Origin of the sequence: Flavobacterium frigidum (genome assembly GCF_048286735.1) — a bacterium.
Lineage (GTDB): Bacteria > Bacteroidota > Bacteroidia > Flavobacteriales > Flavobacteriaceae > Flavobacterium.
The window spans coordinates 1-11,604 of record NZ_JBLVPU010000006.1 but is presented as its reverse complement, the minus strand read 5'-3'; the positions used below and the strand labels follow the sequence as shown (position 1 = coordinate 11,604).

The 11,604-nt window shown below is 35.2% G+C and carries 12 protein-coding genes; all 12 read left to right on the top strand.

All coding sequences use genetic code 11. The features are described from left to right. Window positions 1-381 precede the first annotated feature (381 nt). The 12 genes from ACNQGO_RS05155 to queA all read left to right on the top strand — a co-directional run bounded on the left by ACNQGO_RS05155 (window position 382) and on the right by queA (window position 11,385). Window positions 382-1,209 carry a prephenate dehydratase gene (locus tag ACNQGO_RS05155; RefSeq protein WP_417948222.1) on the top strand — a complete coding sequence of 276 codons (828 nt, stop codon included), beginning with the start codon at window positions 382-384 and terminating at the stop codon, window positions 1,207-1,209. After that, window positions 1,206-2,351 carry a pyridoxal phosphate-dependent aminotransferase gene (locus tag ACNQGO_RS05150; RefSeq protein WP_417984520.1) on the top strand — a complete coding sequence of 382 codons (1,146 nt, stop codon included), beginning with the start codon at window positions 1,206-1,208 and terminating at the stop codon, window positions 2,349-2,351. The genes ACNQGO_RS05155 and ACNQGO_RS05150 overlap by 4 nt, the downstream gene beginning before the upstream one ends. 213 nt (window positions 2,352-2,564) lie before the next feature. Then, window positions 2,565-3,422, top strand: coding sequence for a prephenate dehydrogenase (locus ACNQGO_RS05145; RefSeq protein ID WP_417984518.1), 858 nt, complete (start codon window positions 2,565-2,567; stop codon window positions 3,420-3,422). 83 nt (window positions 3,423-3,505) lie between these two features. Continuing rightward, window positions 3,506-4,588 (top strand): chorismate mutase, encoded by a 1,083-nt coding sequence (locus ACNQGO_RS05140; RefSeq protein WP_417984516.1) that lies wholly within the window; start codon window positions 3,506-3,508, stop codon window positions 4,586-4,588. A gap of 90 nt (window positions 4,589-4,678) precedes the next feature. After that, on the top strand, window positions 4,679-5,329 hold the full coding sequence (locus ACNQGO_RS05135) for a hypothetical protein (protein WP_417947378.1): 651 nt from the start codon (window positions 4,679-4,681) through the stop codon (window positions 5,327-5,329). 153 nt (window positions 5,330-5,482) lie between these two features. After that, window positions 5,483-6,460, top strand: a complete 978-nt coding sequence (gene rsgA, locus ACNQGO_RS05130; protein WP_417947377.1) for a ribosome small subunit-dependent GTPase A — start codon at window positions 5,483-5,485, stop codon at window positions 6,458-6,460. 107 nt (window positions 6,461-6,567) lie between these two features. Continuing rightward, window positions 6,568-7,020: a D-aminoacyl-tRNA deacylase gene (gene dtd, locus ACNQGO_RS05125; RefSeq protein ID WP_417947375.1), complete on the top strand. Its 453-nt coding sequence runs from the start codon at window positions 6,568-6,570 to the stop codon at window positions 7,018-7,020. Window positions 7,021-7,136: 116 nt separating this feature from the next. Beyond that, on the top strand, window positions 7,137-7,466 hold the full coding sequence (locus ACNQGO_RS05120) for a type ISP restriction/modification enzyme (protein WP_417947374.1): 330 nt from the start codon (window positions 7,137-7,139) through the stop codon (window positions 7,464-7,466). Between the two features lie 2 nt (window positions 7,467-7,468). After that, window positions 7,469-8,458, top strand: a complete 990-nt coding sequence (locus tag ACNQGO_RS05115) for a virulence RhuM family protein (RefSeq protein WP_417947373.1) — start codon at window positions 7,469-7,471, stop codon at window positions 8,456-8,458. After that, window positions 8,455-8,781 carry a nucleotide pyrophosphohydrolase gene (locus tag ACNQGO_RS05110; RefSeq protein WP_417984515.1) on the top strand — a complete coding sequence of 109 codons (327 nt, stop codon included), beginning with the start codon at window positions 8,455-8,457 and terminating at the stop codon, window positions 8,779-8,781. Before ACNQGO_RS05115 ends, ACNQGO_RS05110 begins: the two co-directional genes overlap by 4 nt. 114 nt (window positions 8,782-8,895) lie before the next feature. After that, entirely contained in the window at window positions 8,896-10,137 is a 1,242-nt protein-coding gene (gene aroA, locus ACNQGO_RS05105; protein ID WP_417948032.1) for a 3-phosphoshikimate 1-carboxyvinyltransferase, read from the top strand. Between the two features lie 198 nt (window positions 10,138-10,335). Next, window positions 10,336-11,385, top strand: coding sequence for a tRNA preQ1(34) S-adenosylmethionine ribosyltransferase-isomerase QueA (queA, locus tag ACNQGO_RS05100; protein ID WP_417984513.1), 1,050 nt, complete (start codon window positions 10,336-10,338; stop codon window positions 11,383-11,385). Window positions 11,386-11,604 lie beyond the last annotated feature (219 nt).

Genomic DNA, 11,604 nt, shown 5'->3' with positions numbered 1-11,604 from the left:
CAAAGTTCAGTATTTCAATTAAAGATTTCAATTCAGTTTTTTTTAATCGAATGTGTGACACTCTTTTTAGTGGTATTTTAAAGGCTATTTATTGAACATTATACAATTAATAACCAGTTTTTTAGAGATTCTCTTTTTTGTCGAACAAAAGAAACTTTTTCTTTGGGTGAAGTGTAAATTTTGCATACATTCGCAATGTAAAAATTACAAAAAAGCAGCATCATGTTAGATAACCAATTTTATTTTAGCAATTCTTATTATTTCTTCTGGAAGGTCGAAAGGGATTGTTGTATGGTTGTTTAATCGAAATATTAAATTGATACTATAAATATACAATCCCGATGTGAATCGGGATTTTTTTTTGCTTAAAACGGAATAATAATGAATACAATAATAGGAATACAAGGCATAGCGGGTTCATTTCATCATCAAGTTGCTCAAGAATATTTCAATCATGAATTTGTTCTAGACGAGTGTTTGTCTTTTGAGGAATTGATAGATAATTTAATATCAGGTAAATCAGATCAAGCGGTTATGGCGATCGAAAATTCTATTGCTGGCCCCATTATTCCTAATTATGCTTTAATTGATAAAAATAATTTGCACATCATAGGGGAACATTATTTAAGTATTCATCAAAATTTAATGGCGCTTAAAGGTCAAAAAATAGAAGATATTTTAGAAGTACATTCGCATCCGATGGCCCTATTACAATGTATGGATTTTTTGAAGAAATATCCACATATAAAGTTAGTCGAAGACAAAGATACTGCCGAAACAGCGCGACGAATTAAGGAAAAGCAGTTGAAAGGAATTGCTGCAATCGCCAGTAAAACGGCTTCAGAAATGTATGATTTAGAAATTTTGGCTCCAGAGATTCAGACTATAAATAATAACATGACACGATTTGTTATTATAAAAAAGGAGAATTCATTTGTTGTTGAAAACGAAATAAATAGAGCTTCCATCAAATTTGAATTGAATCATAAACGCGGCAGTTTAGCTGCAGTTTTGAATGTAATGAGCGATTGTAAATTGAATTTAACCAAGATCCAATCGTTGCCAAAAATAGAAACACCTTGGCGCTATTCCTTTTTCGTAGATGTTACTTTCGAAAATTACGAAGATTATGCTAAGGCAAAAGCGTTGTTGATCATTATGGCAGAATACTTTAAAGTTTTGGGTGAATATAAAAATACAAAACCATGATAACTACAGCAAAACGCCTAGATATAATTGAAGAATACTATTTCTCGTCAAAATTGAGAGAAGTAAGGCAATTGGCTTCGGAAGGGAAACCCATTATCAATATGGGAATTGGAAGTCCAGATTTACTGCCATCACAAGTGGTTATTGACGCTATAGTTGGTGCTATGCAAGATGAAAACGCGCATCAGTATCAGAGTTATCAAGGATTACTAGAGTTGCGCGAGGGTATGGCAGATTTTTATAAAAATAATTACGGAGTTGTATTAAATCCAGCGAACCAAATCCTGCCTTTGATGGGTTCTAAGGAAGGAATTATGCATATTTCGTTGGCTTTCTTGAATGAAGGCAATCAGGTGCTGATTCCAAATCCGGGATATCCAACCTATACTTCGGTGACGAATTTAGTTGGTGCAGTACCCGTTTATTATGATTTAAAAGAGGTCAATAATTGGGAACCTGATTTCGAATTATTAGAAAAACTGGATTTAACGAAAGTAAAAATCATGTGGATTGGCTATCCGCATATGCCCACAGGAGCAAGTGGCAGTTTACAGTTGTTTGAAAAGTTAGTGGCTTTCGCCAAAAAACATACTATTTTGTTAGTAAACGATAATCCGTATAGTTTTGTTTTGAATGATAATCCGATTAGTTTGCTGCAGATTGCTGGTGCCGAAGAGGTAGTTTTAGAATTGAATTCGTTAAGCAAGACTTTTAACATGGCTGGCTGGAGAGTGGGAATGGTTTTAGGAAATGCAAAATGTATTGATGCGGTTTTAAAAGTAAAAAGTAACATGGATAGCGGCATGTTTTACGGAATTCAGAAAGGAGCCATTGAAGCACTTAAAAGCGAAAAAGCTTGGTTTGATTCTATGAATGAAATCTATAAAAAACGACGAATCCTTACGGAACAGTTAGCCGAAAAATTAGGTTGTCAAGTGTACAAAGAAGGTGTTGGTTTGTTTGTTTGGGCAAAATTACCAGATGGAGTCACATCGGCTGCCGATTTTATTGATACGATCTTGCACGAAAAATCAATTTTTATTACGCCGGGAACTATTTTTGGGAGTAATGGTGAAGGGTATATTCGGTTTGCTTTATGTATTAAAGAAGAAAAGATTAGAGAAGCAATCAGTCGATTTTAAGCCCCCTGACCCCCAAAGGGGGAATGAAATAGCAGAGAGATTTATTGTGATAACTTATTATTCATGATCAAATGAATTTGTTTAATGAAAAAATAAATGTTCTCGAGAACGAAATTCCCTAGCCCTGATAGCCCTGGAAATCCTTTGCTGCCGGCGTTCGGCAGGAAAGATTGCAACGGATAGCAGGATAAGCTTCGGATAAAAAACAAAAAAATGAAAGTATTTGTAATAGGCATAGGCTTGATAGGTGGTTCGATGGTGTTGGATATTAAAGATTTGTATCCCCATGCTGTGATTTATGGGATTGATACCAACGAAAAACATTTGGATCAGGCAATTGAGTTGGGTGTTATTGATGAGGTGGCAACATTTGCAGACTTGATGCATGCTGATTTTGTGATTGTTTCGGTTCCGGTAGATGTAGCGCTCACGGTTGTGCCCCAAGTTTTGGATTCAATAGGGGACCAAACGATTGTTTTTGAAGTTGGTTCTACAAAATTACCTATTTGTGAGGGAATTGCCAATCATCCTAAAAGGAGAAATTTTATAGCTACGCATCCTATTGCTGGAACGGAATTTTCGGGACCATCGGCAGCGATAAAAGGCTTGTTTCAAGGAAAAACAAACATTATTTGTGAGGTGGAGAAAACGACTTTTAAATTGCAAGAACGTGCCTTGGCGTTGTTTCAAGAAATGGGAATGCGGATTAGGTATATGGATCCAAAATCTCATGATAAGCACATTGCGTACGTCTCGCATTTGTCTCACATCAGTGCTTTTATGTTAGGGAAAACAGTAATTGACAAGGAGAAACACGAGCAGGATATTTTTGATATGGCAGGTTCTGGTTTTGAAAGTACTGTGCGTCTTGCGAAAAGTTCGCCCGCGATGTGGACACCCATTTTTAAACAAAATAGAAAGCAAGTAGTAAAAACACTGAATGAATACATCTCGAATTTATCTAAATTTAAAGAGCTTTTAGAGAATGAGGATTACGAGGCGATCTACAATGAAATGGAAAGTGTGAATAAAATAAAAGAAATATTGAACGGGATGAATGTTAAGAAGTGAGCAGTTTTCAATCACAGTTAACAGTTTTGAGAGTTCATAAAAAACATAAAAAAACAAAACTTAGAAAATAAAATTTAGAAAAGATGGAAAATAAGAAAGAAATGAGGAATTGGTTGGAGGCATTTAATTTGACCCATCCACTAGTGATAGCGGGGCCATGTAGCGCTGAAACCGAAGAGCAAGTATTGAAAATTGCACATGAATTAAAGGATTCAGATGTAAGTATTTTTAGAGCAGGAATCTGGAAGCCAAGAACGCGCCCGGGAGGATTTGAAGGCGTTGGCGAAATAGGTTTAAAATGGTTAAAAAAAGCGAAAGAGCAAACCGGATTGCTAATGGGAACCGAGGTGGCCAATGCTGCTCACGTAAAATTAGCCCTTGAATATGATATTGATGTCTTGTGGATAGGAGCAAGAACTACAGTGAATCCTTTTGCCGTACAAGAAATTGCTGATGCACTTGCTGGAACAGATAAAATTGTTTTGGTAAAAAATCCAGTAAACCCAGATTTATCTTTGTGGTTGGGTGGAGTAGAACGGTTATACAATGCAGGAATTGAAAAATTAGGTGTGATTCACAGAGGATTTTCGACTTATGAGAAAACAAAATACCGCAACATTCCGGAATGGCAAATTGCTATAGAATTGCAAAACAAATTTCCTGATTTGCCTTTAATTATTGATCCATCGCATATTACTGGTGATCGAAAAATGATTCTTGAAGTTACACAGGAAGCCCTAGATTTGAATTACGACGGAATGATTATTGAAACACACATTGATCCAGATAATGCCTGGAGCGATGCGGCTCAGCAAGTAACACCTGATGCTTTGAAACAAATTTTTATTGATTTGAAAGTAAGAAAACTAAATGATGTGTCTGACGAGTATACACAGAAAATGAAAAAATTAAGAGCTAACATTGACGTTCTAGATGCCACTTTGCTAGAACTTTTAGGCAAACGAATGAAAGTAGCTGACGAAATAGGCGTGGTGAAGAAAGCGGCCAATGTAGCGGTATTACAAAACACCCGTTGGAATGAAATATTAGGAAAAATGATCTTAGATGGTGAAACCAAAGGACTTTCAGAAGAGTTTGTGTTAAAATTATTCAAGGCCATTCACCAAGAAAGTATCAGTCATCAAGATAAAGTGTTGAATGCTTAATAATTCAAACAAGTAATTTTTTTATTAAAACCTACAAATGTTTGTAGGTTTTTTTGTAGTATTGCGGTAACCTAAAATCAATTAATTATAATGAAAAAAATTATTTTACTGCTTACCTGTTTGTTTACGACAACTTTAATGCTAGCACAATTTGAAAGTTCAAAACAAATTTTTGAATCCCCTAAATTAGTTCAGTTAGTGGCAGAACATAAAACGGTCGCAATATTACCTTTTAAAGCATCCATTTCGTACAAAAGATTGCCTAAAAATTTTGATGCGCAAACAAATAGAGATGAAGAAAGAAAATTAGGCTTTAACTTGCAATCTGGAATGTATACCTACCTTTTGAGAAAATCTGCGGATTATACGGTTACTGTTCAGGATATAGAAAGAACAAATGTTTTATTAAAACAAAGTGAAGTTTACGATAAAATCGATGAAATGACTCCGGATGCACTTGCCAAAATCCTAGGTGTTGATGCAGTAATAAAATGTGGTTATGCTTATGAAAAAACCAGCAGCGAAGGATTAGCACTTGCAAAAACACTTTTAATTGGTTTTGGAACAGGAAAAGTTGCCAGTGGAGAAATGACGATGAATGTCTACAATGGCGCAGATGGAGATTTGCTTTGGAGATTTTACAAAGAAATGAACGAAGACGTAATGAGTTCAGCCAATGCTGTCATGGAAAGAATGATGCGAAAAGTGGGACGTAATTTTCCTTACCAAGTTAAAAAATAAGGAATTTATTTTCCAATAATATTTTCTAAAATGAAATTCCAAAGCTTTAAATTTAAAGTTTTGGAGTTCTTTGTTTATGAGGTAATCTTAAATACCACAAATTTTATCTCGAAGTGTCGGGATAAACTTGAAACAAAATTTTACCTTTGCCGCATGACAGGACTCGTTTATAAATCTACAGGAAGTTGGTACACCGTAAAATCCGATCAAGGTGATTTTATAGAATGCCGTATGAAAGGGAAATTCCGAATTAAAGGAATCAAAAGCACCAACCCAATTGCAGTAGGAGATGTTGTTGATTATGAGTTGGAAGAATCCTCGGATACTGTTACCGGAACCATTCACAACATTCATGAAAGAAAAAATTATATCGTACGAAAATCAGTGAACTTATCTCATCAGATGCATATTATTGCTTCTAATATTGATCGTGTTTTTTTATTGATAACGATAAACAATCCTCCAACCACTTTTAATTTTATAGACCGTTTTCTGGTTACAGCCGAAGCATACGGAATTGAAACTATTTTAGTTTTTAACAAAATAGACACGTTTGACGAATCTACCTTAGACGAGCAATTGTACATGCAGCATGTGTATCAAGAAATTGGATACAAATGTTTGCGCGTTTCTTCTACTGAAATGAAAGGAATTGAGGAATTGAAAGCAATAATGATTGGCAAAGTAAGTATGTTTTCTGGACATTCAGGTGTTGGAAAATCGACTTTAGTCAATGCTATGGAGCCTACTTTGCATCTAAAAACAAAGACAATATCGGAAGCCAGTAAGCAAGGGCAACATACGACGACTTTTGCAGAAATGTATGATTTATCATTTCATGCTAGGATAATTGATACACCTGGAATCAAAGGTTTTGGAATTGTAGATATGGAAAAGGAGGAAATTAGCGGTTACTTTCCAGAGTTCTTTAAGTTAAAAGACCAGTGTAAGTTCAATAATTGTTTGCATAAAGACGAACCGCATTGCGCTATCAAAGCCGCTTTGGAAAAAGATGAAATCGCATGGTCTCGTTACAGAAGTTATCTTAAAATTCTAGAAGGAGATGATGAAAATTACCGAACCGACATTCATAATGAAGATCGAATTATAAGTGATAAAACGAGGGAGTAAAAGTGTCAAAAATTGCAATGTCGAAAGTCGAAAGTCAGAAGTAACTAATCATTTATACTAGTTTTACGACCTTCGACCTTATGACTTTAAAACTTTAAGACTAACAAATGAAAGTAGTAATTCAAAGAGTTTCTTCCTCCTCCGTATCCATAGATGCTAAAATCGTAGCCGAAATCCAAAAAGGATTGATGGTTTTAGTTGGTATTGAAGATAGCGATACTCCAGAAGATGTTACTTGGTTGACTTCAAAAATTGTGAATCTCCGCATTTTTGGGGATGAAAATGACGTAATGAATTTATCTGTAAAAGATATTGATGGCGATATCATAATAGTCTCTCAATTTACCCTTCATGCCTTGACCAAGAAAGGAAATCGTCCGTCCTACATTAAAGCTTCAAAACCAGAAATAGCCGTTCCTTTGTATGAAAAATTTGTCACCCAAATTGAACAAGATCTAGACAAAAAAGTGCAAACGGGAGTTTTTGGTGCCGATATGAAAGTAGCAATACTAAATGACGGACCTGTAACCATTATTATTGATAGTAAAAATAGAGAGTAGCTTTCCGTAGGGCTCTCCAAACATAAAAGCAAATACCACAAATTATCCTAAGAAACACCTCACTGAAGGTGTTTTTTTAGGTTCCAATGCTTTACATTTGTTCAAATACAACTGAGATGACTTTAGAACAATTCATTCAAAATTTAATTTCCGCATACAAAAGAGGAAACGCAACAGAAAATACCTATTGTGTTAATTTAAAGCAACTTATCGAAAGTATTGTTCCGGATGTTGCCGCAACCAATGAAACCCAATATTTCGACAACGTTCCTGAAGTAGCTTGGAATTTCTATATTAAGGGTTATCAACCTGCTCAAAAATGGCTTAAAGACCGTAAGGAACTCAAACTGGAATTTGACGATATTGCACATTATAAAAAAATCATAGTTGCCTTGACCGAAACCGATCGCTTAATGAAAGCAATTGATACAATAGCAATAGAATAATTATGGAAGAAGGTTTAAAAAATTTTATTTTATATACTGCACCAAGCGGAGAAATACGTGTTGATGTTTTACTGCAAAACGAATCGGTGTGGCTTTCACAAAAAGCAATGGCATTATTGTTTGACTGCAGTGCAGACAATGTTTCATTACACTTAAAAAATATTTTTGAGAGTAACGAATTAGAAGAAAATGCAGTTACCGAGGTTTTCTCGGCAACTGCATCAGATGGCAAAACCTACAAAGTAAAACATTACAGTCTTGACGCAATAATTTCTGTTGGTTACAGAGTAAATTCTACCAAAGCTACACAATTCAGGATTTGGGCAACCCAGACGTTAAAAGAATATATTATAAAAGGGTTTGTTCTTGATGACAATCGTTTAAAACAAGGTCAGGCTATTTTTGGTAAAGATTATTTTAAAGAGTTACTGCAACGAGTTCGTTCGATTCGCGCAAGTGAAAGAAGGATTTACCAGCAAGTAACGGATATTTTTGCTGAGTGCAGTATTGACTATGACAGCAGTGCCGATATCACAAAAAATTTCTATGCCACAGTTCAAAATAAATTTCATTTTGCAATAACAGGCAATACGGCTGCAGAAATTATTTTTAAAATTGCCGATGCTAAAAAGGAAAATATGGGATTAACGACTTGGAAAAACAGTCCAAGTGGAAGGGTTTTGAAATCGGATGTGGTAGTTGCCAAAAATTATTTACAAGAAAAAGAAATTAAACAATTGGAGCGCACCGTAACGGGTTATTTTGATTACATAGAAGGATTGATAGAGCGGGAGAATACTTTTACGATGAGTCAATTGGCAACAAGTGTGAATAAATTTCTAAACTTTAATGATTATAAGGTTTTGGATGGTAAAGGGAAAATTTCTAAAATACAAGCTGATAAAAAAGCAATCGCTGCTTATGAAGAATTTAATAAAACACAAAAAATAATTTCTGATTTTGATAAAGAAATAAAAAAACTAAACCCATGAACCTAAAAAACTCCCAACTCGACGTAGACACCTGGATCAAAGAACACGGTGTACGCTATTTTAACGAATTAACTAATATGGCGCAACTTACCGAAGAAGTAGGTGAAGTAGCGCGTATCATTGCACGTCGTTATGGCGAACAATCCGAAAAAGAAAGTGATAAAAATAAAGATTTAGGCGAGGAGCTTGCCGATGTTGTTTTTGTAATATTGTGTTTAGCCAATCAAACGGGTATCGATTTACAGGCGGCTTTCGATAAAAAAATGGATTTAAAATCCGTTAGAGATAAAGATCGTCACAAAAACAACGATAAACTCAAATAATTTGTCAACTATAAATTATGAATTCCAAATTCGGAGTGATAAATTGCGAACATGAAATATAGTAGTCCACATCTATAATTTATAACTCATACTTCATAACTCATAATTAGCTATATGAATTTAAAAATAAGTACGGATTCGCAACACACAATTGATACCGGATCATTAAATATTACTGGTTCAAAGAGTGAAACCAATCGGTTGTTATTGCTACAAGCATTGTTTCCAAATATAACTTTAGAAAATACATCCAACTCTGATGATAGCGAAGTAATGAGTAAGGCTTTAGCAAATTCACAACTCACAATTCAAAACTCACAATTAATAGACATTCATCATGCGGGCACTGCAATGCGGTTTCTTACTGCTTATTTTGCCGTTAGCGGAGGGAGTGAAGTAATTTTGACGGGTTCTCAAAGAATGCAAGAACGTCCTATCAAAGTATTGGTAGAAGCTCTAGAACAATTGGGGGCTAAAATTACGTATGAAAAGGAAGTTGGTTATCCGCCGATTCGGATAATTGGCCAAAAAATCACCAAATCCCAGGTAAGCATTCCAGCAAATGTGAGTAGTCAGTATATCTCGGCGTTATTGTTAGTGGCGCCAAAATTGCAAGACGGTATCGAAATCACTTTGGTTGGCGAAATCACTTCGGTTCCGTATATCAAAATGACTTTGGCATTATTAAATGATTTGGACATCAAAACTAGTTTTGAAGGAAATGTTATTGCCGTTTATCCAAAACAAGAAGTAGCCTCAACAGTAATGACTGTCGAATCCGATTGGAGCTCAGCCTCTTATTATTTTAGTATTGTTGCTTTATCCAAAAACAGCACGATAGCGTTAAGAAGTTACAAACAAACCAGTTTGCAAGGCGATTCGGCTTTGGTCGAAATCTATAAACAAATGGGTGTCGATACGCATTTTCAAGGAAACAAAATGACTTTAGTTAAACAGTCTGATTTTAAACCAGAAAATTTAAATTTAGACTTAAATAATACGCCAGACATCGCGCAAACCATTGTGGTGACCTGCTTAGGATTAGGAATTGGTTGTCATCTTACGGGCCTTCATACGCTAAAAATTAAAGAAACCGATAGACTGGAAGCACTACGAATAGAGCTAACAAAACTAGGAGCAACTATATCGGTTACCAATGATAGCTTGACGCTTGTAGCCTCAAACAAAATCAATCACAATATTAAAATTGCTACCTATAACGATCATAGAATGGCGATGGCATTTGCGCCATTAGCTTTAAAAGTGCCAATTGTTATAGAAAACGCCGAAGTAGTTTCAAAATCATATCCTGATTTTTGGGAAGATTTAAAAAGTTTAGGTTTCAAAATTTCGTAACACACCCTCAATTCATTGAAGAAAACATGTTTTCGTTCTCCCTTTCCTTTGGTGAGTCCCGAGGTTTCGGGAGGGGTGAGGAAAAATAAACAGCAAAACACTTGACAACGCCTATCTCACAATCGTATATTTGCACACGATTATAATTTGTTGAGGCTTAACTCGTAACTTATAATTCATAACTTATAAATTTTTAAGATGAAATTATCACACTTTCAATTCGATTTACCAAAAGAGCTTCTTGCCGAATATCCAGCTGAAAACAGAGACGAAGCACGTCTTATGGTTATTGATCGTAAGAAAGGAACAATAGAACATAAAATGTTTAAAGATGTTATCGATTATTTTGATGACGGAGATGTTTTAATTCTAAATAACACTAAGGTTTTTCCAGCGCGTTTGTATGGAAATAAAGAAAAAACAGGTGCTAGAATCGAAGTTTTTTTGTTAAGAGAACTCAACTCAGAACAAAGACTTTGGGACGTTCTAGTAGACCCAGCGCGTAAAATCAGAATAGGTAATAAACTATATTTTGGAGATGACGATTCGTTAGTCGCTGAGGTGATTGACAATACTACATCACGCGGTAGAACCTTGCGTTTTTTATATGATGGATCCTATGAAGAATTCAGAAATAAACTAACCGAACTAGGAGAAACTCCCATTCCAAAATATATTTCTAGAGATGTAACCCCAGAAGATGCAGAGCGTTACCAAACTATTTATGCAAAGGAAGAGGGTTCTGTGGCGGCGCCAACTGCAGGATTGCACTTTTCTAAACACCTATTAAAAAAGTTAGAAATCAAAGGAATTAAATTTGCTGAGGTAACACTTCACGTAGGTTTAGGAACTTTTAATCCAGTTGAGGTGGAGGATTTGTCTAAACATAAAATGGATTCTGAGGAGTTAAAAATCACGCAAGAAGCTTGCGATATTGTGAACAGCGCAAAAACCAAAAAGAAACGTATTTGTACCGTAGGAACAACATCCATGCGTGCGGTGGAGAGTTCAGTTTCATCACAAAATACTTTAAATCCTTTTGACGGATGGACTAATAAATTCGTTTTTCCTCCGCATGATTTTGCGATTCCAACATGTATGATTACTAATTTTCACACACCAAAATCTACTTTATTGATGATGGTTTCTGCATTTTGTGGTCACGATTTAATGAAAAGAGCTTACGCTGAAGCAATTGAAGAAAAGTACCAATTCTATTCTTACGGAGATGCGATGTTAATCATCTAATCCTGAAATATATCAAGTCAAAAACAAGAGAATCTCGTCAGCAATGGCGAGATTTTTTTATTATTCACAATTTATTTTTAGGGTGTGTCCCGCAGAAAAAGCGGGTCGGGCTCATATCTTTGTATCGGATTCAAATATATGAATTAGTTATTTTTGAAATATTAATTGATAACAAAACAAAGTTGCATAATCGTGGTCGGGCTAGATACATTTTAATGA